Origin of the sequence: Paenirhizobium cremeum (assembly GCF_047553425.1) — a bacterium.
Taxonomy (GTDB): Bacteria; Pseudomonadota; Alphaproteobacteria; order Rhizobiales; family Rhizobiaceae; genus Allorhizobium; species Allorhizobium cremeum.
Genome location: NZ_CP180217.1, coordinates 2,997,988 through 3,023,829, shown reverse-complemented (window position 1 = coordinate 3,023,829; position 25,842 = coordinate 2,997,988). Strand labels below are relative to the sequence as shown.

Here is a 25,842-nt window from a genome sequence, read left to right as displayed (position 1 = left end):
ATCAGGCTGCCGGATTTGGGGTGAATCCGAACAGCCTCCGCAGTTTCTGCAGGAAATCGTCGATGAAGGTGAAGATCACCGGGATCACGAGCAGGCTGAGGAAGGTGGAGGTGATCAGGCCGCCGATCACGACGATGGCCATCGGTTGCCTGAAACTGGAGTCGCCGCCGCTGAGGCTCAGGGCCGCAGGCAGCATGCCGCAACCCATGGCGATGGTCGTCATGATGATCGGACGCGCCCGCTTGTGGCAGGCGTCGACCAGCGCGTCGAAACGCGACATGCCATTGCGTCTTGACATGATCGCGTATTCCACCAGCAGGATGGAATTCTTGGTCACCACGCCCATCAGCATCAGAAGGCCGATGACTGCGGGCATCGAGAAGCTGGTGTCAGTTATAATCAGCGGCAACAGCGCACCGCCCAGCGACAGCGGCAGCGCCATCAGGATGGTCAGTGGCTGCAGGAAATCGTGGAACAGGATCACCAGGACCGCATAGATGCAGAAGACACCGATTGCCATGGCTGTCCCGAAACTCTGGAACAGCTCTGAACTTCGCTGCAATTCGCCCTGTTCGACCAGGTGAACGCCCTCCGGCAGGTTCTTGAGCGCCGGCAGGTTCTTGGCTTCGCTATAAACGTCGTTGAGGATACGCCCGTTCAGCTCCACGGTCAGCGTTACGTTGCGCGAGCGGTCGATGCGGTCGATCTCCGAGGGGCTACCGCCGATACGGATATCGGCAACAGCGCCCAGATTGACGTTACCGTTGGCGCCCGCGACCTGAAGGTTGGCGATACTGTCGAGCGATGTACGGCTGTCGGAGTTGAAGCGCACGCGTATGGACAGCTGCCGCTGCGGCAGATCGAGCTTCGCCATGGACGAGGAATAGTCACCATAGGTGGCAACGCGAACTGCCAGGGCGATGGCATCGGATGTGACGCCGAGTGCGGCGGCCCGCGTCAGATCAGGAACGATCTGGATCTCGGGCGCCTGCAACGATGCGCTGGAGGTGACGGCACCGATCCCCTTGAGGGTGCGCAACTGTTCTTCCAGTGAGGAACTGGCCTTGTCGAGGGCGTCATTGTCATCGCTGGCAAGCGTGATTTCCAGTTCTGTGCCGTTGCCGCCGCTTCCGACTTCGACCCGCGTACCGGCCACTCCGCTCAAGGCCTTGCGGATATCGTTTTCGATCTCGGTTTGCTTGACATCGCGGTCGTTGATGTTCGTCAGGTCTACAACGATGGTAGCGGTTGTCACATCGGTCGTCGTGGTCGAGTCGACACCGCCCGACGAGGCCGTGCCGACCGCCGAGAACACGTGCGTGACGTTGGGCACGCCGGCAATGATCTTGGCCGACTGCTGCGTGATTGCGTTGGTCTGATCGAGCGTGCTGCCCGGCGGCAGGGTCAGCGTGACCTGCGTCTGTGAATCGTCCGATGCCGGCATGAAACCCGATTTCAGGAATGGTATCGCCGACAGGGAAAGCCCAACGAAAATGGCGACCCCGAGCATGGTCAGAAGGCGATGGCCCAGGCAGAATTTCACCACGCGCATATAGGTGCGCATGATCCTTCCGTCTTCCTTCTCTTCAACGCCGGCCTTCATGACATAGGCGGCCATCATCGGCGTCAGCAGGCGGGCGACCAGTAGGGACGCCAGAACCGCGACCGCCGCGGTCACGCCGAATTGCCGGAAAATGAGGCCCGGAATACCGCTCATGAAAGCCGTAGGCAGGAATACGGCAACAAGGGTGAATGTCGTGGCGATAACCGCCAGTCCGATTTCATCCGCGGCCTCGAGCGCGGCATCCATCGGGGACTTTCCCATTCGCAGATGTCGGGCGATGTTCTCAACTTCCACGATCGCGTCATCGACGAGGATGCCGACCACGAGCGACAGGGCCAAAAGCGTGATAGTGTTGAGGCTGAAATCGGCGTAATGGATGACGATGAAAGTCGGAATGACCGACAGGGGCAGCGCAATCGCCGACAGGATTGTGGCCCGCCAGTCCCGCAAGAATAACCAGACGACGACGACGGCGAGTAGCGCGCCTTCGTAGAGCATCTCCATCGAGCCGTCATAGTTCTCGATGATCGGCTCGACCGTGGTGTAGGCCTCGGTGATCTCGACGTCGGGATGCTGGGCTGCGAACGACGTCATCGCCGTGCGGATGTCGGATGCAACGCCTGTGTCGGAGAAGCCGCTGGTACGCTTGACCTGCACGCCAATGACCTGTTCGCCGTCCAGATGACCGAAAGAGGAGCGTTCGGAAAAACTGTCCGTCACGGTGCCGACGTCGCCGATGCGGACAAGCTGACCGTCCGACAGAGGGATGGCGATATCCTTCAGGGCCTCGACGGAATCGACGGCGCCGAGGGTACGGATGTTCTGCCTGCGGTCGCCGACTTCACCGCGTCCGCCCGAGGTGTCTCCCTGAACGGATTTGAGGGTGGAGGAGACGGTTTCGGCCGTGACGCCCATCGATGCCATGACCGAGGGGTTGAGGTCCACATGCACTTCGCGGTCGATGCCACCGATACGGCTGACATCACCGACGCCGGAAACTGCCAGCAGAGCCTTTTTCATGTCGTTGTCGACAAACCAGGAGAGTTCCGTCTCATTGAGACGCTGCGAGCGGACCGCGAAGGTTAGCAGCGGCGAGCTCTGCACGGTGACTTTCGTGATGCTGGGACTGTCCATCTCAGAAGGAAGGTCTGTCGTGCTATCGACGGCGTTGCGGACTTCGTTCAGCGCCTCTTCGCTGTCCTTTTCCAGCTGGAAGGACACGCTGATGGAGACCGAGCCATCGGTGATCGTCGTGGTGATGTGATCCAGCAAGCTGAGGGAGGCGAGGTTGTCCTCGATCTTGCGCGCCACTTCAGTTTCAAGCTGCTCGGGTGCCGCTCCTTCAAGCGATGCACTGATCTTGATGGTAGGCAAATCCATATCGGGAAAGTTCTGGACCGCCAGCTTGCCGAAAGAGAGGAGGCCCATCACCGTCAAAAGGATGAACAGAAGCAGGGCTGGGACGGGATTGCGGATCGACCAGGCGGATATGTTCACTTGCTGTCTCCTTCAACCCTGACGAGGGCATTGTCAGAGAGGAAGGCACCGCCGGATTTCACGATGCTTTCGGCTCCCTCTAGACCGGATACGATCTCGACTTCTGCATTGTTGCGGCGGCCTGTTTCGACCCGAACGCGTGTTACCCGGCTCTTGTCGTTGACGGTGAAGACGTAGTTGATGCCGTCACGATAGACGATCGCCGCCTCCGGCACGGTCAGCGCAGCAGTCGTCTGGAGGTTGATCTGCCCGCTGGCGTATAGACCTTCGGGCGGATGATCGGTGGTCGGCAGGGCGACATAGACGATTGCCCGGCCGGTGCTGGTGCTGACGGTCGGGCCGACAAGCCTGACGCTGCCCTTTACATCGCTGCCGTCCGGCCCCTTGATTACCGCTTCGAGTCCGTCCTTGATGCGCGGAAGATATTGGGCGGAGACCTCCGCCTGCCACTCGACGCGCTGCTGCCGCAACAGCCGGAAAAGCTCCGTGCCTGAGGAAACGACGCTGCCGAGCTGGGCCGAGCGTGAGGTGATGAGCCCGTCGTCGACAGCCGTTATGGTCGTCTGTTCAACCTTGATCTCCTGGCTTTCCAGATCGGCCCGGGCCGATTTCAGGCTTGCGGTCGCGGTCTGCTCCGAGATGAGGTAGTCGTTTACGGACTCGTCGGAAAGCGCGCCGCTGCCCTTGATCTTGCGGGCCCGGTCGGCATTGGCCTTGGCCTTGGCGAGATCGGCCTCCGCAGTCTCGACGGACGCCTTCTGCTTGTCGAGTTCGGCAAGCTGGGAATCCTTGGCAAGCTGCACCAGCGGCTGACCCTTCTTGACCACCGACCCGACATCGACCAGCACATCGGTGATCCGGAGGCCGGCGAGTTCGGAAGCGATTATTGCTTCATGCCAGGGCTTCAGCCAGCCGGTTGCCGGAACGCTTTCCGGCCATTCACGCTTGGCAGGCTTGACGACATTGACGGTCAGGGAGGGGCTTTCGCTTTCCTGCGTCTCGGCAGCCGTGGCGAAGGTGGTCGCCGCGGTACCGGACAGGAGGGCGATCGTGAGCAGGATGGATAGGGAGCGTGCGGGCCGCATGGACGGTATCCTCATTATTCTGATTTTGCGGACTGCGGGGGCGCGGCGTCGGCATTCCAGCCGCCGCCCAAAGCCTTGTAGAGGGCAATCCAATAGCGAACCGCGTCGCGTCGCGTTTCGATAAGCGTTATTTCTGCCGACTGCGCGGACCTTCTCGCCTCTTCGCGGTCGAGCAGGCTGGCGCCACCGGCTTTCCAGTTGCTGTCTATCGATTTGAAATAGGACCGGTAGTTCGCAGCGGCGGTGGCGGCGTCACTGATCTTCCGCCGTGTGCTGTCGAGGCGCACGAGGGCGGTCTCGATGTCGTTGATCGCGCTCAGCACGCCCGACTTGTAGCTGGCCACGGCGCTGTCGTAATCAGCGATCTTGCTCTCGACCGCCGCGCGCCGCGATCCCCCGTCAAACAGCGGGATTGACAGGGCCGGTCCGAAAGACCATGGCAGCGACTTCCCGGTCAGGCTCGACTGGCTGATGGTGATCGATCCGCTCATGCTGAGGCTCGGATAGAGATCCGCTTTCGCGGCGCCCACATCGGCGATGGCGGCGGCCAGTTCCAGTTCCAATGCGTCAATGTCCGGACGCTGACGCAATGCGTCGGCGGGGACGGAGTTGACCGAGAAGGTCTCGGGCTTTGGAATTCTGTTCTTGCTGCGCGACAGCAGGCCGCGAACTCGCTCCTCATCGCCGCCGGTCACCTGGGCCAGGGACTTGATGAGGATTTCACATTCGGCCTTTTGTCCGGTCAGCGTCGACGACGAGGACGCAGCACTCGCTTTCGCGAGGGCCAGATCTGCATTGGAGGTGAAGCCGGAGTTGGTCGAAGTCTGCGTTGCACGAATGGTTTCATGCTGCGATGTGAGCTCGACCGCATAGGCCTCTTCAAGAAGTCGGCACGCCCTGTACTGGACGTAGTAGTCGGCCACCTCCGCAGCGAGAGAGACGCGGGCGTCATGCCAGTTGGCGATCTGCTCCTGTATGCGGATGCGGTCTGCCTTGCTTGTGAGCCGGTCCTTGCCGAACAGGTCGATTTCCCACGATGCGTCAAGCGCGCCGCTGGAGGTCGTGGAGGCCGCGACGCGATTTTGGGAATCGCCCTCGGTGCCCGAGCGCAGAACGGAGGCGGAACCATCAAGCTGCGGAATCAGGTTGGCCTGCGAGGAGGCGAGCGTCGCTCTGGCCTTTCGGATGTCGGCCGCTGATGAGGCGAGGGTGGGGCTTTCCGCCTCCGCATAGCCGATCAGCGCGGTCAAGGACGGATCGTTGAAGCCCGACCACCAGGAGAGGAGATCGTCGGTTCGTCCATCATGCGGCAGTGTTGCGTGCCAAGAGTCGGGGATCTTGGCGTCAGGCGCCTGCAATTGTTCAAATGTCGCGCATCCGGAAATGACTAAACATGACAAAATTGCCGAGCAGCCGAGAAAATTACGCCCCGAGACATTCATTGTAGTCCTTTGATTATCCGCTTGCACATCAAGGACCGTTTAGACGAGTGAACGTAAAGTGCGGTCAATCTTGTGTTAAGATATGTAAAATCCAGTGCTTGGCGGAATGCTGGCGTATATGCCAGTCCTTGATTGGACATAGGGTGACGGGATGGCAAAGGTTCTTCTGGTAGACGACGACGAGGAACTTACGCGGCTGCTAAAGGAGTACCTCGTGGAGGAAGGCTTCGACGTCGAGACGGCGACGGAAGCTCCTGCTGCAATCGCTGCGGCGGCTGCGAAGTCCGTGGATATCCTTGTTCTCGATGTCATGATGCCGCGGATGAATGGCATCGAACTGCTGCAGCGCATTCGGCGCAACGGTGCCATTCCGATTGTCATGCTGACGGCCAAGGGCGACGATTCGGATCGTATCGCCGGCCTCAATCTCGGGGCGGACGACTACGTGTCGAAGCCCTGCTCGCCGGGAGAACTCGCTGCGCGGTTGAGAGCGATCCTGCGCCGTTCAGGGCAGCCGTCGGCCGCCACGGAAGTGGTGCGCGCCGGCGCGCTCACCATGCATCCCGCCAGTCGGATCGCCGAGTGGCAGGGAAAGCAAATCGACCTCACCGGAACTGAATTCATCCTGTTGGAGATACTGGCCCGCAAAGTCGGCCAGCTGGTGTCCAAGCAGGAAATTTCCAGGCGTGCCTTCGGCAGGGCACTAACCCCCTTCGACCGGCGCATCGATGTCCATATCAGCAGTGTCCGGCAGAAGCTGGGAACGAGGGACGACGGCCAGTCCTGGATACAGTCGGTTCGTGGCCAAGGCTATCAGTTGTTGCAGGATCGCTGATGCGTCGCCTCTTTTGGAAGTTCTTCCTGACGATCTGGGTGACGATGACGGCATGCGTTGCGGTCGTGGTCGTCACCCTGGCGGTGTTGCAGATCGTTCCCTTGTCCAGCGAGCTGCAACAGGCCCGTCAATCCGTCGTTGTCGAGGTCGCCTCGCAAATCCTGAAGGCGGACGGCAAGGAGGCCGCCGACCGGTTTGCCCGGCAGGCTGAGAAGGCTGCCGAGCCGGTAACGATCGACATAACGCAGGTCGAGCGGGGCGCTGACTGCGCAAACCGTCAGATGGGCGGCGGACTATACGTCCAAAGGGGCGAGGACTGTTTTTTCGTCGATGCGAGAGCGGAGCCCTCGAGCCTGTTTTCGCTCGTCTGGCCGAGGATCATGCCGTGGCTGACGGCACTGGTAGCGGCCGCAATCGCGGCTTATTGGCTGGCCCGCTATCTTGTCCGGCCGGTCGATGAAATTCGACGTGGACTGAGCGCGCTTGCCAGCGGCCGTTTCGACGTGCGGATCGGTCGCGAAATCGCCGGGCGAAAGGATGAGGTGGCGGCGCTCGCCCACGACTTCAACACCAGCGCTGCCCGCCTTGAAGAATTTCAAAACCTGCAGCAGCGTCTCTTCCACGATGTGTCGCATGAGCTTCGATCGCCCTTGTCCCGCCTGCAGGCCGCCATGGGTGTCCTGCAGCAAAATCCGGGGAAGCTGCACTCGATGATGGAGAGAATGTTGCGCGAGATCGAGCGAATTGACGGGCTCGTCGGCGAGATCCTGACCTTCGCACGGCTTGCCGATCGTAACGCCACCGTTCTGTCAGTCCAGACACTCGACGTGGTCGATCTTCTCACCGACATCGTGGACGACGCGACCTTCGAGGGGCATGCGCGGAGAATTACGGTGAATTACGAGGGCGCGCAGACCTTTGTCGCGCCGGTCAACGGGGAGCTGATCTATCGCGGTCTCGAAAACGTGATCCGCAACGCCGTCAAATACGCATCCGAAGGATCTGTCGTGACCGTGCGTTCGAGCGTTGCCGACGATGTGCTGACCATCACCGTCGCCGATACGGGGCCGGGCGTTCCGGCCGACAAGCTTGAAGGCATCTTCCAGCCGTTTTCCCGCGGCGACAATGCCAACGGTCAGGAAGGCTACGGATTGGGCTTGGCAATTGCCAAGCAGGCCGTGGAGCGGCACGGCGGCCGCATCGGCGCGACGAACTCGGCTTCCGGAGGGTTGGTGGTCCAGATCTCGATCCCAAAATCGCACGAGTTCGCAAAATAGGAGCCCGGAAGTCATTGGATGGTCCCTGACCGGATGACTGATGATGCAACTATCCGTCATTATAGGATCGAGGCGAGCAATGCGGGTTCCTTAATGCAGATGGCGTAACGTGCACGAATGATGGAGCTTTGCTGGCATGGATTTGCTTGCTGTCGCCGCTGCTGAGATGGTCGTGCCGCCAGCTGAGCTGCCCGGATGCCCGTCCGCGCGGCCGCGAGTCCCGATGGACCATGCGCCAGCGCCGAACACTTTGTCACGCGCCTTTCACTCGGCCACCTTGGCTTCATTTCGGAAGCCCATTGCCAAACCGGGTTAGAACATCTATGAAACCGTTTTATCAGCGTCTGTACGCGGGCGGTCTTCTCTTGCAAAAGCGAAAAATCACAATCAGGGATGTTGCCGCGGCCGCCGGCGTGTCCGTGACATCCGTATCTCGCCATCTGAACGGACAGATCTCGCTTCCTCCTCTCACTGCGCTGAGGATTGAAAAAGCCGCCGCTGAGTTAAAATACCGCCCGAACGCTTTGGCGCGGCGCCTGACCAACGGCCGCAGCGAAGCCCTTGGCCTCATCGTGTCGGATATTGCCTATCCACTGTTTGCATCCATCGCCAGCGCTTGTGAAGAGGAAGCGACGCGGCATGGCTATAGCCTCGTCATGTTCAACAGCCGCAACATCCTCGAAAACGAGGTTGCCTTCCTCTCGAGGCTCGACGACCGGCAGGTCGATGGCATTCTTCTCCTGACGAACCACCGCGACGATGGTCGTTTGATGAAGAAGATCAATCAGAGTCACGGCGTGATCTTGCTTGACGAAGACGTGCCCGGCGCAATAGCGCCGCGCCTTTTTGCCGACAGCGAAAGGGGCGCTTTGCTGGCGACGCGGTACCTGATTGAAATGGGACATCGGAAAATTGCCGTGATTGGCGGCCCGCGCGGGCTGTTGAGCACCGAGGAGCGCCTCAGCGGTTTCGAGAAGGCGATGCGCGAAGCCGGGCTTCAATCCCGAGACGATTACATGATGTTTAACGAATATAGCGACAGGGAAGGATTTCAGTCTTTCGAAAGGCTGATGGCCCTGGAAAGTCCGCCAACGGCAATCTTCACCTTTGCCGACACGCAGGCGCTGGGAGTTCTGCGCGCGGCACGAAGTGCTAACATCAGCATTCCCAAAGATGTTTCGTTGGTCAGCTTCGACGACATCGCGAATGCGGACCTGCTGGAACCCGCATTGACCACGGTTCGACAGCCCGCCGGCGAATTCGGGCGCCGCGGCGTGAATATTCTGCTGGATTTCATCGCCGACAAAACGCCGGCAAGCTATAAGGAAAGGTTGGCGGTCGAACTTGTCGTCCGCAACTCGGTCGGCCCTCCAAGAAACTAATAGCCAATCTCGGACGGCGCATCCTCCGGACGATCAGGCAGGCAAGACTTCGTTGTGAATGCCAGGCAACGAGCTGAAACATTTGTTTGACTGGTTAGTAAAACGGTTTATAAAGATTCATAAAGCGGTTTAGTAAGCAACAGGTCGACCTTTACAGATTTTAATCCGAAACAACTTTTGAGGGGATTCGATGACGGGGCACACTCCTGCGATGAGCGAGCACGAATATAAGGAAGCCAAATTCTTCCAGACATTCGGCTCCATTCCGACGCCCGGCTTTGCCGATCCGGATGAGCAGACCCGTGTCTGGGGCCGTCCCTGGGGCTGCTCGAGCGATGTCGGCAGACTGCGCGCGGTACTCATGCATCGTCCAGGCGAAGAGGTGAATATCGTCGAGAACAAGCCCATGCCGGAGATCGGTGGCTATGGCGATCCGGAAAAGGGTTGGTACTGGATGGGCAACACGCTGCCCGATCTACCGGCGATGCAGGATGCCCATGACAGGTTCACCGCACTGCTTCGCGCCGAAGGCGTGGACGTCGTGCTGATCGACAAGGCCGCCCCCGGCGCCATGAAGCAGATTTATTGCCGCGACAGCGTCATATCGGTCAAAGGCGGTGCAATCGTCACGCGTCTTGCCCGCAAGGTCCGGCGTGGCGAGGAACTGCCAGTCACGCAGGCGATCGCCAAGGCCGGCTGCCCCATTCTCGGCACGTTGCACGGCGAGGCCGTGTTCGAAGGAGGCGGGTTTGCCCTGATCGACGACAAGACCGCAGTCTGCGCGTTGTCGGTGGCCTGCAATGCGGAAGGCGTGCGGCAGGTGGAGTCGATCTTGAACGGACTCGGCATCGAACTGATCAAATTGCCCATGCCCGGCTACCGTATCCACATCGATGGCAGCTTCAACATGATCGATCACGATACCGCGATCATCAATATCAATGAACTGCCCTTTTTCTTTATCGAATATTTGAACAAGCGCGGTATGCGGCTGATCGAGCTCCCCCCCGAGGACAATGCCTTTTCTCTGAACTGCCTGGCAGTCGCACCAGGCCGCGTCATTATGCATGCCAGTCGGACACCAAGGCTTGCCGATCGGCTTGATGCTGCCGGCATAGAGGTTCTTTCGATCGACTACGAATGCGTCGAGATGGGCGGTGGCGGTATCCATTGCTCGACCGGACCCCTGGCCAGGGATCCGCTCTGAGATGGCATTTCTCGACATCCGGAAGCTCAGCAAGAACTACGGTTCGACCGTCGCTCTCGACGGTGTCGATCTTTCGGTCAATGCGGGTGAATTCGTCACGCTTCTCGGGCCCTCAGGCTCGGGAAAGACCACGCTTCTCATGTCGATTGCCGGTTTCACTCAACCGGACGACGGCGGTATCGTGATCGATGGCGTCGATGTGACCGACGTTGACCCGGAGGATCGTGACTTCGGCGTTGTCTTCCAGGGCTACGCTCTGTTTCCGCATATGACGGTCGCCGACAATATCGCCTTTCCGCTGAAGGTTCGGAAATGGGCCAAGGCAGACATTTCGGCAAAGGTCGAGGAAATGCTTTCCCTCGTGGGACTGGATAAGCTTGCCGGGCGCAAGCCGCGGGAACTCTCCGGGGGCCAGCAGCAGCGAGCGGCACTGGCCCGCGCTCTATCGTTCGGCCCGCGAATACTGCTCCTCGACGAGCCGCTCTCGGCACTGGATCGCAGCCTTCGCGAAATCATGCAACGTGAGTTGAAGCGTCTGCATAAGGAAACCGGCGTCACATTCATTTTCGTCACCCACGATCAGGAAGAAGCTTATGCCATGTCTGATCGTATCGCGGTCTTTCACAATGGACGTATCGTGCAAATGGGGGCGCCGCGCGACATCTATCGGAAACCGGCATCGCTGTTTGTGGCCGGCTTCCTAGGTGGCAATAATATCGTCACCGCGCGCTATCTGTCGGCAGAGCACAAATTGAAGCTTTTTGGCGATTATTTGCCAGCTCCACCGCAGTTCGATCCCGCCCAGCATGGCAATGGCGAAGTGACACTGTGGGTTCGGCCAGAAAATCTGAGCTTTTCCGAAGCCGGCGGCGGCTACAGCTTCCCCGTCACCGTGCTCGATATTTCCTTCACCGGCTCGTCCGAGCGGGTGGTGGTCGGCACCGTCGACGGGCAGGACCTGATGATCCAGGCGTCCTCGGAATCTGCCGCGGGACTGCAAATCGGCCAGCAGATTCGGTGCAGCTTCAACCCCGGCGCGATCGGGTTTCTGGCGAGCGACTAAACAACTTTCGGCAATCACCTGCCAGGACGCAACACGAGACATGGACGCTGACGCAAGCACAGCATCCGGTAAAAACCAGGGAGGAAAAATGTCCTTTACATTGAAGACAATCACGGTCTCGGATTTCGGAATTCCGGTGGAACGCCCCGGCATTCCCGCCGCCACCTATGAGGCGCGCTGCAAGCGGGCGCTCTCGGCCTCGGGTGCCGACTGGCTTGTCGTCTATGGCGACCGCGAGCACTTCGCCAACATGTCGTTCCTGACCGGATTCGACCCACGCTTCGAGGAAGCCCTGCTGCTGCTTGGCCCTGACGACGTCAAGATCATCGTGACGGGCAATGAGAACCAGAGCTATACGCCGATCTCTCCCCTCAAGAACGTGCAGACCCTGCTGTGCCAGTCCCTGAGCCTGATGGCGCAGGATCGCACTCAGAAACCGAATCTGGTCGCTGTGCTGCGTGAGGCGGGCATCGGCGCAGGTGTCCGGATCGGTCTTGCCGGCTGGAAATATCTCGAAACCGCTGAATGGGATCAGGATCGTCCGTCATTCTTCGTTCCCGCCTATATTGTCGATTCGCTCTCGCTCGTCACAGGCCCTTCGGGCGAGGTCAGCGATGCCACACGGGTGCTGATGCATCCGACGGAGGGATTGCGGGCAGTGGTCGATGTCGACCAGATCGCCGAGGCAGAATGGGCCGCCACCCGTTCGGCCGCCGCCGTATGGCGGATCATCCGGGGTTTTGAGCTTGGCGATAACGAACTCATGGCCGCAAGCCGCATGGGCTATGCGGGCGAACCGATGAACTGCCATCCGATGCTTGCCACAAACGGTCCATCCGCACCCGTCATCGGGCTGCGCAGTCCGACGGCGCGGGTTCCGGCGCGTGGCGACGGCATCACGACCGCAGTCAGCTACTGGGGAGGCCTTACCGCGCGTGCCGGCCTGATCTCCGACCATGACGAGGCCTTCCTGAAGGTCTCGATGGATTATTTCGCAGGCTTGCTCGCCTGGTATGAAACCGCCGATATTGGTGTCGAAGGCGGGGCAATCCACGAGGCGGTGGTCTCGACGCTCGCGCGAGGCAGTCTGAAATCCGCTCTCAATCCCGGACATCTGACCGGCCATGACGAGTGGATGCATTCGCCGATCAGGCCGGGCAGCGGCGAGCGGATAGTCTCCGGCATGCCGTTTCAGATCGACGTCATTCCGGTGCCGATGCCGAATGGCTGGACCCTGAATTGCGAAGATCCGGTCACATTTGCCGACGAGGCTCTGCGCGCCGAAATCCGCACGAAATATCCCGACATATCGGCAAGATTCGACGCCCGCCGGAGCTTCGTCCGGGATACATTGGGGGTCGAGGTCAAGGACAATATCCTGCTTCTGTCGGCGATCCCGCTCTGCCTGCCGCCCTTCTGGCTGAACTCCGGCATGCTGATCGCAAAGGCCTGATCGGTCCTCAGATGCACTGTGCGGCGTTTGCGACAGTGCATCTGAGGCCTCCGCTTTGCTATTTCGGCAGAGCTTGCTCGACAACGGAGCAGAAAAACAGGGCGCCATCCAGCAATATGTCATCGTTGAAGTCATACTGCGCATTGTGGAGCGGCTTGCTGTCGCCGTTTCCTATGAAAACATAGGCGCCCGGTATCTTTTCGAGAAAGAACGCACAGTCCTCGCTGGCCATGAGCGCACAGGGACGCTCTTCCAGTCGCTCGCTTCCGAACGTTTCGCGAATGGCGGTGCGGGCGATTTCCACGGCGCGATCGTCATTGATCGTGGCCGGATAGCCGACCTTCCAGTCGAAGGACGCGGTTGTGCCGAAACTCTCCGCCTGTGCAACGACAATCTCTTCGATCCGGCGGCGGAGCAGCGCATGGACCTCGGGACGAACCGCACGCAGGCTGATTTCAAGCTCCACCCTGTCTGGAATGATGGTTGCGGCGGAGCCGGCGTGGATCTGGCCGATCGTAACCACCGCCGCTTCGTGCGGGGAGACGTTGCGCGACAAGATCGATTGCAGCGCGACAATGACGGTTGCGGCGGCAACGATGGGGTCTGCGGTCTCTTCCGGCAATGCGCCATGGCCGCCACGTCCGGCGATGGTCACGGCGACGACATCGATCGATGCCATCATCGCGCCGCGACGAAGGGAAAATCTACCCGCCTCGAGCGCGGGCAGATTGTGAAGCGCAAACAGATAATCGATGGCGTAGCGCCGCAAGAAACCCTGTTCGATCATGATTTGGGCGCCGCCGAAATTCTCCTCGGCGGGCTGGAATATGAAAACCACCCGGCCGTCGAAATCCTCGCTCTTCGACAGTGCGTAGGCCGCACCCAGCAACATGGCACTGTGGCCATCGTGACCGCAGGCATGCATGATCCCGGGAGTGGTGCTTTTATAGGGAACGTCGGTTTCCTCGAGAATGGGCAATGCATCCATATCGGCACGCAGGGCGACGGTTGTCGGTCTGTTTCCGCGCTGAAGGGTCGCAACAATGGCCGTTGTGGCGTAGTCGCGATCAAGCACAAAGCCCCAGCTTTCGAGAATGTCACCGATATAGCGTGTCGTCTGGAATTCAGAGAGGCCAATCTCGGCAATCTCGTGCAAATGATGCCGGATCGAAACGAGCTCGGGAAGAATTTCTGAAATCCGCTGTCGGTTCATGATGTGTCGCTTTGCCTGGATGAGATCGTTTTAAATGCGGGACATTGCCCAACGCAACGTGCCAGAGCGTTCATCCAAACACTCTGGCACATGTTCGTTGTTCCCGGCGGGCGATCCTGAGACTCCCTGTTTCTAGATGGAGTCGCGGGCCAGGGGTGCCGTAGTGCAATGGATGCCGCCGCCGCCCGATTCGATTGCATCATATTCCACCGGTATGACGGTAATCCCGGCAGCATCGACCCGTTCGGCAAGGCGCGGTGAAACGGTGCTGTGCATGATTACCCGGCCGGGCGACACGGCAAGGCAATTGAGCGAATAGGCATTGTCCTCGGGCGGCAGATCAATCAGCCGCATGCCGCGCTTTTTCAGGTAGTCGATGAAGAAATAAGGCAGTTCATTGGTGTTGACGATAGCCGTTTCCACGTCGACCATCATGAAACTGCCATCGATATGGATCCGGTAGCCGGGCATCGGCAGCTTAATCAGCGTCACCCCCACCGACCGTAGATAGGATTCGACCTGGGCGACGCCTTCCTCGTTGCAGGCGATGGAGAGGGCGCAGACCGCCGTCTTGTCGTCGATCAGTGCAAAGCCACCACCTTCGAACACACCCGCCCCGTGTACAGTCCCGAGAATGGGGCATCCGGCCTTTGCCAGCGCCCGCATGACGGGGAGTTCCTCGCCGCGACGCACCTTGCGCGCCATGCGGGTGATGATGGCTCCACCCTTGACCGCGATGACGTTGTCACGTGTGTAGACCTGGTTTAGACGGCCCGGCGCAGCTTCGCCGACATAATGGATCTTGACGCCCTCCGCCATCAGGGCCGCCGTCAGGCGATCATGGGCGAGTTGCATGGCTTCCAGATCCGGCATGTCCTTGCCGATCCAGTACCAGCCCTCCTCAGGGTCGCCATAGCCACCGACTTCCGGCATCGGTACGTTCTTGATCACATCGAGTTCACGCCCCGGCCGATGCATCAACACCGCGCGCAAGCGGCCAACGTCGCTGTTGCATCCCCATGGCTGCCCCCAGACCTGCGTCTGTTCATCCGGTTCGTGAAAGGCGGGTTCGGGAACCGAGGCGAATATACGAAAGAACTCGTTCTCGCGGAACTCGTGTTCGCTCATGGCAGGTGTATGACTCATTATGTAACTCCAGGAAGTGATATGAAAAATCAGGTTTTCGGTGGCAACTGCCGGTTGGCGAGCCACGTATGGGCGATGATGCCGAGGCTGACGACGATCAGCATCAGGCTTGCGACGGCGGCAAGGGCGGGGTCGACATTATCGGCGATGCTCGTCCAGATACGCCGGGGCAAAGTGATGACGGTGCGACTGGTGATAAAGAGCGTGACCGTTATCTCGTCCCAGGAGGTGATGAAGGCAAAGATCGCCGCAGAGAGAACCCCCGGCCAGATATGGGGAGCCACAATTCTGAAGAAGACGGTTCCCGGCCGAGCGCCGAGACTCCGGGCGGCCTGCACCATGCGCGGATCGAGGTTGGACAGGGTCGAGCCCATCGCAAGGATCACAAAGGGCAAGCACAGGATGATATGGACGATGACGACACCGATAACCGTATCGAGCATGTGGAGCCTGGCCCAGAGCTTGAAAATCCCTACCGCATAAATGATCGGTGGAATGATGATCGGCGACAGGATCAGCATTCGCGTGGTGGAGGGCCACCATCCGTTCAGAGACCATGCGCCGACAGCGTAAGCAGTCCCGAGCACAGTGGCAAAGAAACTTGCAACAAGGCCGATTGCAAGACTTGTCAACATGCTGGGAAGCCAGCCCGCGTCCCAGTCAAATACGGAAAGGAAATGCCTGAGCGACAGACCATGCTCCGGAAGGGAGAGATAATCCCTATCCGTCAACGCGACCGGAATGACGACGAGAACCGGCAGGATCAGGAATGCCAGCATAAGACCGACGAGAATGCGGTTGAGGGCAGAGGCAGACCTACGGCGCGCTGTCATCGCAGATCCCTCCCCTCGAATGCCGCGCGCAGCGCCGGACGCCTCATCAGCAGGAAGACGGAGCCGGAGCAGATCACCAGAAGAACGACTGCAAGCGCCGTTGCTACCCCCCATCTGAGCGTCGACATCTGGGTGGCAATGAATTCAGCCAACATGACGGTTCGCCCGGCACCGAGAATCTGGGGCGTTATCAGAAATCCCAGCGAATAGATGAAGACAAATACACATGAAACCACGATCGCCGGCATGCTGAGCGGTATCCATATACGAAGAAAGATCGTCGCCGGTCGCGCTCCAAGGGAACGGGCAGCCTGAATGATACGGTGGTCGATCCCTGAAAGGTTTGCGAAAAGAAGAAGCGTCGCAAATGGCATCATGTAATGAACCATACCGATTATGGCACCCAGACGATTGTAGACGAGATCGAGCGGCTGGTGGATGAGCCCGACATCCATCAGCAGGGAATTGATTACGCCTTCACGCCGAAGCACTGTGACCCAGGCAAAGGCCCTGACCAGGACGGAAATCCAGAAGGGCACGAGCACAAAAAAAAGCGCGATGTTTCGCGCTTTCAGCGTCATGTGCAGCAGGCCGAAGGCGACGATATAGCCGGCAATGACGGTCAGCACCATCGTTAGCAACGAAACGTTCAGCGTCGTCGTCGCCACTTTCCAGACGGCATTGCTCGATGCAAGTCCCTGATAATTTTGCAAACCCGGCTTCGGGTCGGTAAAACTCAATGCAAGGACCTGCAGGATAGGCGCAATATAGACAAGCAGCGTAACGGCGCTGGCAGGCACCGTTAACGCAAAAGCCAGACGATTAAATTTTGCGACCATAGCGATTGACAGCGTCCATCAGGATCAGGAAATGAAATCCAGGTACTTATTCTGAATTTCAGCTTCGTTCTCCGCGTAATAGGCGGGATCGACCCTGAATTGTGTCACTGCGTTTTCGGGAGTCGAAGGGCTGACCTTCTTGTCTTCGTCGGTCATCATGGCGATGGCTTTCGGGTTGGTCGGTCCACCACCCATGCTGCGCAACAGCAACAGTTGTCCTTCAGGATCGAGGCTGGAATTGATGAACTCGAACACTTTGTCGCCAGCCGGATTTCCCTTCGGGACTGACCAGGCACTGAGGAAGAGGAGGTTCTGGTCCCAGCTCCAGGTCAGGCGTCCCTTGGTTTCCTTGCTGAGCAAATTCGCACGCGAGTGCCAGATATTGCCCATGACCACCTCGCCGTCGCGGAACAGTTGCTGGCTTTGTGCGCCGCTATCCCAGAAAATCAGGTGCGGAAGGAGCGGCTTCAGCTTTTTGAAGGCGCGGTCCAGGTCGAGCGGGTAAATGTCTTTCGGGGCCACACCGTCTGCAAGCAACACCGCCTCAAGCTGACCCTGCACATATTTGCACATCGTCCGCTTGCCAGGGAATTTTTCAAGGTCGAAGAAGTCCGCCCATCCGGACGGCGCAACGCCCTTGGTCATTTCGGAATTGTAGGCAAGAACATTGGCAAAGACATAGTTGGCAATTCCGAATTCCGCCGCCATTTCCGGGCCGACTTTATTCTTGTCGACAACGGAATAGTCGATCGGCCGCACATATCCACCCTTTCCAAGTGTTGCCGCATCGGTCATGCCGCCGTCCGTAACATCCCAGATAACGGCGTTGGCTTCGACCTGCGCGCGGATTGCAGCGGTATCGGGACCTGCGCCGTCTACGACGACTTTAATGCCCGTCTTCGCCGTGAACGGCTTTCCAAACGCTTCCTGGTGCGCGTCAACGGCAGCGCCGCCCCAGTTGCAGATGACGATTTCGTTTGCATCTGCGGCAGCCTTGCCCGGTTTTACCGCAACGGTCAGGCCCAAAGCACCCATGGCAACCAGGAACGATCGACGATCGATCTGCCCATTCTTGAAGCCGTTCAAAGCAATCGAAAGAGCGTCTTGTCTAAATTTTGACTGCGACATTGCTGAACCCCTTTTTTGGCCGACCTTGAGATCGCGCTTTTTTGAATATCGAGGAGCACGAAAATCGGAGATCAATTCGAGCTCGTAGTGAACCGGTTGAGTAAACCGGTTGCGTAATGTGTAACACGCCTTTGCTGCTTTGCAACCCGTTCTTGACGTTATGCCGGCTGTCGGACACAGGTCCCACAAGGGTCTCAACAATCGAGCGGAAAATTCTCATCTGCCGCTGCGAAAGCGGGAACGGACGATGAGGGTTTCCGATCAGCCACCAGCTTGCAGCGGTTCATCTCGATCTTCTCGATGCTCCGAAATCTCTTCGTCGCCCCACACCACAAACGATCCGCCCTTGCCACTCACGTTCACCGCATCCGCGCAACAGCGCATTGGAAAGCCGTAACGGGCGCAATTGCCTGATTGCCGCAAGAAACTGGCGCCGGGAAAAAGGGAATGCAGGCACTATCGCAATGTCTGGATGGCGCCCGCCCGGCAAGGAGCTTCAGTCGATGCTAGAGCTTGGCGGGTCGGTGCGCAGTCATGTCTCCCGCTTGTAAGCGCGGTTTGATATGACCGCTGGCCCTGAAATTCTGCGCTCGAACCGATCCCCATCGACTGACCGTGCTTCGCCGCGCAATAAGATGCCACGGGCTCTTCGGTTCGTACTGTTTATTCCGCCACTTGAAATCGCTCATAGACAATCTCGTTGAGAATATTCGGCGCTCTTTCACGCAGCAGCGACAAAATTTCTGCAACAGAGCCAGTCGACCACCTTGGGGGATTCGTCCGACGCGCGGACCTCTGGGCGCCGGAAATCGGTTGGACTCCGGGCCTATCCGATGCATAGAGTGGAGTTCAACGGCGCAAGCTTCCTCGCAAAATCGCTTAGGGAGGCACTTCAGATCAAAGAATTGCCACCGCCCGGCACCAACCCGCTGATCCGCCCTTGATCTTGACCGGCAGGCAGGACACGGTGAACCCGTGGGGCGGCAGTTCGTCGAGCCGCGTCAGCTTCTCCATGTGCATGAAAATGCCTTCACGACCAGCCTTGTGACCTTCCCAGATAAGACCTGCATCGCCGGTTTCGGCGAAGCGTTTTGCCGTGACAGGGAAGGGGGCGTCCCACGACCAGGCGTCCGTGCCGGCGATGTGGATACCCTGCGCCATCAGCCAGAGCGTCGCTTCGCGACCGATGCCGCAGCCGCGGCCAAGGAAGTCCGGGCGGCCATAGGCGGCGCCTGCGGCGGTGTTGACCAACACGATGTCGAAGGGTTGCAGCGCGCGGCCCGTGGCCTTCACGGCAGCCTCGATGTCTGCGGCTGTCGCCACATGGCCATCGGGAAGCCCGCGCAGATCGAGCTTCACGCCCGGTCGGATGCACCAGTCCAGCGGCACCTCGTCGATGGTCCAGGCACGCTCGCCATTGTTCATGGTGGAGGCGAAGTGCCAGGGTGCATCCAGATGCGTGCCGGCATGGGCTGTCAGGTGCAGTTGTTCGACAGCCCAGCCCTCGCCGCCCGGAACCTCGGCGATATCGAGGCCGGGGAAGAAGCGAAGCACTTCTTCCGCGCCCTCCGCATGGTTGGTGTAGCTGATCCTCGGACCGAGCCCTGGCGGGTCGGCGGGAATGTCGTTCTCGATGGCCACCGAGAGGTCGATGATCTTCATGGGTCAGTCTCCTGAAAGTGCGGCTTTCGCCAGCGTGTCGAGATTGGCGTCGGCGCGGAAGCCGAGGGCGAGCGCCGGTGTGGCGTCGAGCGGCGGCATGGCGCCGAAGATGCGTCGCAGGTTGTCGTCATCGCCCCAGCGGATATGGGCCTGTTTGCCGGTGACGCGGCAGACCGCGTCACAGACCTCGTTCAGATCGGCATGCAGGACCGGAGGCTGGACGACGGTTTGGACGGAGTCGGCGAGCCTTGCGGCGTGCAACAGGGTGGAGACAGCCGCTTTCCTCGACATCCACCAGCAGGTGCTGGCCGCGGGAATGGGACAGTCATAGGTCTCGCCAGCGGCGATGCTGTGGAAGATCTGGCTCATGAACGCCGATCCGTGTCCGCTTTCGCCGACCGGTCGGGCGACGATGCCGGGAAAGCGCAGGCTTATGGCCGACAGCGCCCCGCGTCGTGTCATGTCGGTGAGCAGGATCTCCATCATCAGCTTGTGAGCGCCGTAGGTGATAAGCGGCGCCGGCCGCGTTTCCGCCGTCACGGGGTATTCATCCAGGTCGCCGTATACGGCGATTGAGGAGGCAAACACGAAGCGGGCGCCGGGGTGATTTGCCGCTACCGCGCGCGCGAGAGCCAGGGGCGCCAGCAGATTGACGTGGTGGCCACGATCCTGTTCCCGCTCGGCCAGGCCGCCCGGAACGCTTGCCAGATGAAAGACAAGATCGAAACCCGGCTCCAGCAGATCCGTGAGAAAATCCTGGTCGCCGAGATCGCCGGCGATCGCTTCCGAACCGGACGGAGCCGGCCCGGAAAAGGCCCGGTCCGTCAGGACAATCCTTTGCGCATCGGGATAGACCTCGGGGAAAGCGGCGGCCAGACCCCGTCCCAGAAAGCCGTCGGCGCCGGTGACCAGAATACGCATCAGGTCCGCACCACGCTCTGGTCGATCACCCCGAAGGGGGCGGAACCATCCGGCAGACGCGCCTCCATCCGCACGCGGTCGCCCCAGGTGAGGAAGGGCGTGCGCGCGGCGCCTTCGTCGAGAAGTTCGATCACGCGGATTTCCGATATGCAGGACGAGCCGGCGTTCCGATCCGCATTGGAGACAGTGCCCGAGCCGACGATCGTCCCTGCGGATAGCCTGCGGGTGCGGGCGCAATGGGCGATCAGTTGGCCGAAGGAGAAATGCATCTCGTCGCCACGGGCGCGTCCGACTTCACGGCCGTTGATTTCCACATGCAAGGGGAGGTTGACGCGTCCCTTCGCCCATTGCGGGCCAAGCTCATCCGGCGTGATCGCGACGGGCGCAAAGGCGGTGGAGGGCTTTGCCTGCAGGAAGCCGAACCCGGCGCGCATTTCGCGCGGACCAAGCGCGCGCAGCGACCAATCGTTGATCTGCACCAGCAGGCGTATATGGGCTTCCGCCTGCTCAGGCGTCGTCCCCATCGGCACATCCGAGAGCACGACGCCGAACTCGCCTTCCATGTCGATCAACAGCCCGTCGTCTGGGAATTCGACATCGGCAAGCGGACCACGAAAATCGTCACTGGCGCCCTGATAGATCAGCGGGATCGTCTCGAAGTCCGGATTGGGCGGATTGTCGAAGGCCTTGTCCATCAGCCGCCCGTGATTGAGAAACGCCGACGCATCCAGCCATTGCGGCGCCCGCGGGAGCGGTGCCAGGCAACGTCTTGGCTCGAAACGGGTCGCGAACGGTTCCTCGCCCGTGTTCAGCCGGTCGTAGAGGCTGGCGAGGCGCGGAGAAAGGGCATCCCAGTCTTCGATGGCTGAGAGCAGGGAGGGAGCAATGCCGGTTGCCGGTAATGCCAGCGTCAGATCGCGCGAGACGACCCACAATTGGCCGTCGCGGCTTCCGTCATGGTAGGTTGCGAGCTTCATGGGGACCTCATTGATGCTGTTCGAGGCCTGCTAGGCCTTCGGGAAATTGCGCGTCATCGCTCGGCGAGGCTCGCGGCAAGCGTGGGATCGTAAGTGCCGGAGACGAGCACGAAGAGCATTCGGCACATCTTGCCGGACCGATTGGCCCAGGCGTGGTTGGTGCCGCGCTGGATGACCACGGAACCGGGTTTCAGCAGTGCCTCGCCATCATCCAGCACCAGGGTCATTTCGCCCTCGATGACGATGCCGTAGTCGATCGACTCCGTCCGGTGCATCAGCGGATGCGGTGAGCTCTCTTTGGCCGTCGAGGCGGCCTTGTCGCCGATCTGCTCGAACGCTTCGCCCATCCGCCTAGCCCCCGCCTTCAGGAAATCCTCGGTGTCCGGCGGAATGTCGACGAAGCGAATGCGGGTGCCGCCGGGCGGCGGGGGCAGCACGAGGGCCCCAAGCGTCGGGTCGCCGTCGTCGGCGACGCGCGCGGGGCTTCCCGCCGTCGACCAGACCTCGTGGAATACGGTGCCCGGAATGGCGGTGATCTCCACGACGGTCGGTAGCGGTCCGACCTCGGTCAGAATGGAGCGCCCGTCCGGGCTGTGTCCGGTCACGACGCGGGTGATGGGGGGAAAGTTTGTCATGCGGTTCTTACCTTGGTAAAGGCGTCGGCGGACTTCGCCTTGGTGAAGAGGGCAATAGAAGTCGCACCGACAAGCACGGCCGCGACGCCAAGTGCGGCAAAGCCAAGGTTTTCGCCAAGTGCGCCACCTACGACGGGGCCAAGAGCGGCACCAACCATCAGCATGGCAGGGGTGGCGGCAACGGCGCGACCCGTCGGATCGAGCTTGGCCAGTCGCCCGAAGGCGAAGGTATGGGTGAATATCTGGATGGACACGAACACCGCAGCGGCGGGCGCCCAGAGGGTGAAGGTCGTCGCCGATGTGACGATGACCGCGAGAACGGCCTGAACCGCGGGCCCGATCTGGGTGACCAGCGTCGCCGAGACGCGCGTTTGAAGGAACGCCGCCGATGGCGATGGCAGGACGAAGTTGACGAAGCCCAGCGCGATCAGGACGGCGAGAACGCTATCGGGTGAGAAGCCGCGCGCCTTGCCGATCACCTCGACGAACGAAAACACCATCGCCTGGTTGAAGGTCATGATGCTGATGCCGAAGATCGTGAGCCAGACCGCGCGGCTGAAGGGCCGCCTCTGATGTTCGACACTGCTCACGGGGTTGCGGAAGAGCAGCGCCGAGCTGATTGTGGCGACCGCCATGATGCCGGCGAAAACCTGAAACAGGATCGGGCCGCCATAGGCGATCAGCAGTTGCGGAATGACGGCCAGCAGAATGATGGCGAGCAGGCCCAGCGCAATGCCGGCCAGCGCGATGAGGCGATGCGGATTGGCCGCGTGTCCCATTGTCCCGTGCACCATGGAGAGCGCGACGCCGACGGAGGTGCCTGCGACGAGATGGAGCAGGGCGAGCGGCATGAAGCCGGCTTGGGTCGATGCTAGCAGGAAGGCTGCCGCGGCCACGCCGAAGCCCAAGGTCGCGGCCAGTCTCTGGTTCATCCTGTCGAAGCGCGGCGCGACCAAGGTGCTTGCGAGTACCGCGCCGACGAGGAACAGGGTTGCCAGCGCGCCCGCCTGCTGCGGGCTGAAGCCGAAACGCTCGACCAGTGCGCCGACCCAGACGGGCAGCGCGATGAGATCGAGCATGCCCGAGAAGTGGCCGACGACGAGGGCAATGACCCCGGCCACACCGAATTTCTGTCCTGACATTCTTGTTCCTCCAGCGTTTTGAACGGCGGCAAACGGTGCGCGATCTCCCAAATCCCAGCACCACCGCAACTTGTCTCAGATGGCTTCCGCCAGCGTTTTCATGGAAGCCTGCATGATCGCGGCATGCGCCTCGCGGCTGCCGCCATGGATCTCGATGTCGGCCAGTTGGCCGGAATTCTCGACCACCATCCGGCAGCGCTCCCAGCGTCTTGCTTCGAATGCGGCAAGGGCGGAGCCGACATCGGCCCCTTGGCCCAATTCTTCGGCCAGCACCATGGCGTCCTCGATGCCGATGCAGGCGCCGGCCGCCAGATGCGGCGTCGTGGCATGCACGGCATCGCCGATCAGCACCACGCGGCCCTTGAACCAGGGCCGTGGCAAAAGCATCTGCTCGAGCGGGCGGTAGATGATCTGGTGCTCGGAGGACAGTTCCGACGCAATCCTGCGGATGATTGGGGAGGGGAAGCGCTCCAGCAGGCCCCGCAAGGTTTCAACCAGCACCTCCGGCGGAACGAAGTCGTTGGTCGGGCGATCTTCAGTTAGGAACAGGTAGGCCTGGTTCTTGTTGACGCCGTTCAAACCCACCTTGAGCTTCGGGCCCATCCACATGGTGACGGTATCGATGCCCTCGGGCCTTGGCAGCACGGCGCGCCAGACCGACTGGCCGATGAAGCGCGGTTTGGGGGCCTCTGGAAAGATCTTGGCACGGACGGCGGAATTGAGGCCGTCCGCGCCGACGACGAGGTCGTAGGTATCCGAACTGCCGTCGCCGAAGGTAACATGCACTCCATCGTCGCCTTGGACGATGTCGGTGAAGGTGAGCCCCAAGCGAACCTTGGTGGTGGAAGAGCGTACGGCTTCGGAAAGGATCTTGGCGAGCGCCGGACGCATGATGCCGCCGTCGCCGGGGATGTCGGCGCCGGCCACGCGCGGGGTCGGCAGCGTGACAAGCACGGAGTCGTCCGGCCCGCGCAGTTGCACGCCGTCGCTGGCGAAGCCTTCCTCGAGAAACCGGTCGATCAGGCCGAGATCCCGCAATACCCGAAGCGTCGAGCCGTGCAGACTGATGCCGGCGCCATAGGAGCGCCACCCGGCGTCGATCTCGACGAGATCCACCTCGAAGCCCTTGCGGGACAGTTGCAGCGCCGCGGTCATGCCGGCGAAGCCGCCGCCGATGACAAGCACTTTGGAATTTGAATTCATGTGGTTTCCTCCTCTGGGGGTGCGGCGACGAAAATCTCCCCCTCGTCGCTCACGGCAATGTCTACGGCTGTCAGTTTTTGTCCCAGGCAAGGTCCAAGAACGCATTGGCCGGTATCGATTTCGAAAAGCGCGCCATGCGAGTGGCACGTCAGATGGGTCTTCTCGCCATTCAGGTAGGCGTCTGTCTTCCATGCCATCGGCGTGCCGGTGGAATAGTGCGGGCAGGCATCGAGCCAGGCGTAGAGAACGCCCTGGCGCCGGATCAGGACGATCTTCCGGCGCGCTCCGTCAAAGGGGCCGAAGCCTTTCGCCTCGGCCTCGCCGATCTCGTCGGACCGGCACAGATAGTGGAGTTTTCGCGCGGCGCTCTGCATATGTCAACGCTTCGCGCCGGGCGGCGGACCTCCGGTGGGAGCCCACTTCTCGCGCATTTCGAACAACACGATCTGCGAGGCCTCGGCGCCCATCGGCGCTTCACGCGCGATCCAGCTATCGTCGTGCTTGTCCATGTCGGCGTCATATTCGAAATGACAGCCGAGCGGGCTGTTGAAGTACCAGAACCAGTTCGAACCGAACTTGTGCCGGCCGGGACCCCAGAAACTCTGATAGCCCTTCTTCACGAAGCGCGTGCCGGCAACCATCAGCTCGGTCGGGCCGCCCATGTGGAAGGCGAGGTGCTCGCACCCCTTCATGTATTCAGGCGTGCGGATGAAGAAGAGAGTGTGGTGGTCGTCGTTCGCCTTCGGCCGCAGGAAGGGGCCGGCCCCCGTCAGCGTGTCGGTGATCACGAAGCCGAGGCGGTCGCAGTAGAAGCGGGTGGCGATGTCGATGTCGGGAACGAACAGCACGACATGGCTGAGCGTGCGCGGCAGCGCCGGCATTTCTTCCCAGACGCCGATTTCGTTCGGCCTGCGTTGCGCCGGCGCGCCCGGCGCATTGATCTTTTCCGCGGGCATGACGAGTTCGCGGCGGATCGTGACCTGGAACTTGAGCTCGAAGCCATGGTCATCCTTCAGTTCGATCGAGCCGTCGGACAGGCGCGCCACCCGACGGTCCCTGGAAAGCTCCGCTTCGATCGCGTCGAGATCCTCGGCGGAGCGCACGCCATAGACCTGCTGGCGCAGCATGTTCGACGTTGGCAACGGCGGAGGCAGCGACGGATCGGACTTGTGGCGGATGATGATGCCTGTGCCGTCCAGCGCCTCGAACAGGCCGCCGGCAGCGGTAACGTCCGTCGGCTTCAGGCCGAAGGCATCCAGGTACTCACAACAGGCGGCGACATCGTCAACGCCGAAGACGAGATAATCAGGCCCTATGATGTTCATGGGACATTCCTTT

At 60.7% G+C, this 25,842-nt stretch carries 22 protein-coding genes and 1 pseudogene; 7 read left to right on the top strand and 16 right to left on the bottom strand.

Annotated elements, in window-relative coordinates; translation table 11 throughout:
• Window position 1: 1 nt before the first annotated feature.
• From ACLBKR_RS14840 to ACLBKR_RS14830, 3 genes are read right to left on the bottom strand one after another with little or no spacing between them, the layout of a single operon-like run.
• Window positions 2-3,061, bottom strand: coding sequence for an efflux RND transporter permease subunit (locus tag ACLBKR_RS14840; protein ID WP_113487184.1), 3,060 nt, complete (start codon window positions 3,059-3,061; stop codon window positions 2-4).
• Window positions 3,058-4,146, bottom strand: a complete 1,089-nt coding sequence (locus ACLBKR_RS14835; RefSeq protein WP_113447785.1) for an efflux RND transporter periplasmic adaptor subunit — start codon at window positions 4,144-4,146, stop codon at window positions 3,058-3,060. Before ACLBKR_RS14835 ends, ACLBKR_RS14840 begins: the two co-directional genes overlap by 4 nt.
• A 14-nt stretch (window positions 4,147-4,160) precedes the next feature.
• Window positions 4,161-5,588 (bottom strand): efflux transporter outer membrane subunit, encoded by a 1,428-nt coding sequence (locus ACLBKR_RS14830; protein WP_113447784.1) that lies wholly within the window; start codon window positions 5,586-5,588, stop codon window positions 4,161-4,163.
• 151 nt (window positions 5,589-5,739) lie between these two features.
• Here ACLBKR_RS14830 and ACLBKR_RS14825 point away from each other — a divergent pair, with 151 nt between their 5' ends.
• From ACLBKR_RS14825 to ACLBKR_RS14800, 6 genes are all read left to right on the top strand, one after another.
• The gene (locus ACLBKR_RS14825) at window positions 5,740-6,423 is read left to right on the top strand and encodes a response regulator transcription factor (protein ID WP_113340112.1); all 684 of its coding nucleotides are present in this window, start codon (window positions 5,740-5,742) and stop codon (window positions 6,421-6,423) included.
• Window positions 6,423-7,700, top strand: coding sequence for a sensor histidine kinase (locus ACLBKR_RS14820; RefSeq protein ID WP_414899483.1), 1,278 nt, complete (start codon window positions 6,423-6,425; stop codon window positions 7,698-7,700). The genes ACLBKR_RS14825 and ACLBKR_RS14820 overlap by 1 nt, the downstream gene beginning before the upstream one ends.
• A 323-nt stretch (window positions 7,701-8,023) precedes the next feature.
• Window positions 8,024-9,082, top strand: a complete 1,059-nt coding sequence (locus ACLBKR_RS14815; RefSeq protein WP_162757842.1) for a LacI family DNA-binding transcriptional regulator — start codon at window positions 8,024-8,026, stop codon at window positions 9,080-9,082.
• Window positions 9,083-9,272: 190 nt separating this feature from the next.
• Window positions 9,273-10,289: an arginine deiminase family protein gene (locus ACLBKR_RS14810; protein WP_113340141.1), complete on the top strand. Its 1,017-nt coding sequence runs from the start codon at window positions 9,273-9,275 to the stop codon at window positions 10,287-10,289.
• 1 nt (window position 10,290) lies between these two features.
• A complete protein-coding gene (locus tag ACLBKR_RS14805; protein WP_112829205.1) occupies window positions 10,291-11,352 on the top strand; it encodes an ABC transporter ATP-binding protein in 1,062 nt (353 codons plus the stop codon).
• Between the two features lie 88 nt (window positions 11,353-11,440).
• Window positions 11,441-12,805 carry a Xaa-Pro aminopeptidase gene (locus ACLBKR_RS14800; RefSeq protein ID WP_414899480.1) on the top strand — a complete coding sequence of 455 codons (1,365 nt, stop codon included), beginning with the start codon at window positions 11,441-11,443 and terminating at the stop codon, window positions 12,803-12,805.
• A gap of 58 nt (window positions 12,806-12,863) precedes the next feature.
• Here ACLBKR_RS14800 and ACLBKR_RS14795 read toward each other — a convergent pair whose 3' ends face one another.
• The 5 genes from ACLBKR_RS14795 to ACLBKR_RS14775 form a co-directional block, all read right to left on the bottom strand.
• A complete protein-coding gene (locus ACLBKR_RS14795; RefSeq protein ID WP_414899478.1) occupies window positions 12,864-14,018 on the bottom strand; it encodes an amidohydrolase in 1,155 nt (384 codons plus the stop codon).
• Between the two features lie 132 nt (window positions 14,019-14,150).
• Window positions 14,151-15,164: a dimethylarginine dimethylaminohydrolase family protein gene (locus tag ACLBKR_RS14790; protein ID WP_112829208.1), complete on the bottom strand. Its 1,014-nt coding sequence runs from the start codon at window positions 15,162-15,164 to the stop codon at window positions 14,151-14,153.
• Window positions 15,165-15,193: 29 nt separating this feature from the next.
• The gene (locus ACLBKR_RS14785; RefSeq protein WP_414899475.1) at window positions 15,194-15,997 is read right to left on the bottom strand and encodes an ABC transporter permease; all 804 of its coding nucleotides are present in this window, start codon (window positions 15,995-15,997) and stop codon (window positions 15,194-15,196) included.
• Window positions 15,994-16,710 (bottom strand): ABC transporter permease, encoded by a 717-nt coding sequence (locus ACLBKR_RS14780; RefSeq protein WP_414899474.1) that lies wholly within the window; start codon window positions 16,708-16,710, stop codon window positions 15,994-15,996. Before ACLBKR_RS14780 ends, ACLBKR_RS14785 begins: the two co-directional genes overlap by 4 nt.
• Window positions 16,711-16,860: 150 nt before the next feature.
• Window positions 16,861-17,964, bottom strand: a complete 1,104-nt coding sequence (locus ACLBKR_RS14775) for an ABC transporter substrate-binding protein (protein WP_113426771.1) — start codon at window positions 17,962-17,964, stop codon at window positions 16,861-16,863.
• A 154-nt stretch (window positions 17,965-18,118) separates the two neighbouring features.
• On the opposite strand from ACLBKR_RS14775, the pseudogene ACLBKR_RS14770 reads away from it, so the two are divergent.
• A pseudogene (locus ACLBKR_RS14770) lies at window positions 18,119-18,378 on the top strand (DDE-type integrase/transposase/recombinase); the annotation flags it as partial.
• A gap of 483 nt (window positions 18,379-18,861) precedes the next feature.
• Here ACLBKR_RS14770 and ACLBKR_RS14765 read toward each other — a convergent pair.
• The 8 genes from ACLBKR_RS14765 to ACLBKR_RS14730 all read right to left on the bottom strand — a co-directional run bounded on the left by ACLBKR_RS14765 (window position 18,862) and on the right by ACLBKR_RS14730 (window position 25,829).
• Entirely contained in the window at window positions 18,862-19,626 is a 765-nt protein-coding gene (locus ACLBKR_RS14765) for a cyclase family protein (RefSeq protein ID WP_113447780.1), read from the bottom strand.
• A gap of 3 nt (window positions 19,627-19,629) precedes the next feature.
• Window positions 19,630-20,547, bottom strand: a complete 918-nt coding sequence (locus tag ACLBKR_RS14760; RefSeq protein WP_113447779.1) for an NAD-dependent epimerase/dehydratase family protein — start codon at window positions 20,545-20,547, stop codon at window positions 19,630-19,632.
• Window positions 20,547-21,524, bottom strand: a complete 978-nt coding sequence (locus ACLBKR_RS14755) for a fumarylacetoacetate hydrolase family protein (RefSeq protein ID WP_113447778.1) — start codon at window positions 21,522-21,524, stop codon at window positions 20,547-20,549. Before ACLBKR_RS14755 ends, ACLBKR_RS14760 begins: the two co-directional genes overlap by 1 nt.
• A 53-nt stretch (window positions 21,525-21,577) precedes the next feature.
• Window positions 21,578-22,159 (bottom strand): cupin domain-containing protein, encoded by a 582-nt coding sequence (locus ACLBKR_RS14750; RefSeq protein WP_113447777.1) that lies wholly within the window; start codon window positions 22,157-22,159, stop codon window positions 21,578-21,580.
• Complete coding sequence (locus ACLBKR_RS14745; RefSeq protein ID WP_113447776.1) at window positions 22,156-23,301, bottom strand: MFS transporter; 1,146 nt, start codon at window positions 23,299-23,301, stop codon at window positions 22,156-22,158. The genes ACLBKR_RS14750 and ACLBKR_RS14745 overlap by 4 nt, the downstream gene beginning before the upstream one ends.
• 75 nt (window positions 23,302-23,376) lie before the next feature.
• Window positions 23,377-24,504: an FAD-dependent oxidoreductase gene (locus ACLBKR_RS14740; protein WP_113447775.1), complete on the bottom strand. Its 1,128-nt coding sequence runs from the start codon at window positions 24,502-24,504 to the stop codon at window positions 23,377-23,379.
• Entirely contained in the window at window positions 24,501-24,878 is a 378-nt protein-coding gene (locus ACLBKR_RS14735; RefSeq protein ID WP_113447774.1) for a Rieske (2Fe-2S) protein, read from the bottom strand. Before ACLBKR_RS14735 ends, ACLBKR_RS14740 begins: the two co-directional genes overlap by 4 nt.
• A gap of 3 nt (window positions 24,879-24,881) precedes the next feature.
• Window positions 24,882-25,829: a VOC family protein gene (locus ACLBKR_RS14730; protein WP_113447773.1), complete on the bottom strand. Its 948-nt coding sequence runs from the start codon at window positions 25,827-25,829 to the stop codon at window positions 24,882-24,884.
• Between the last annotated feature and the right edge of the window lie 13 nt (window positions 25,830-25,842).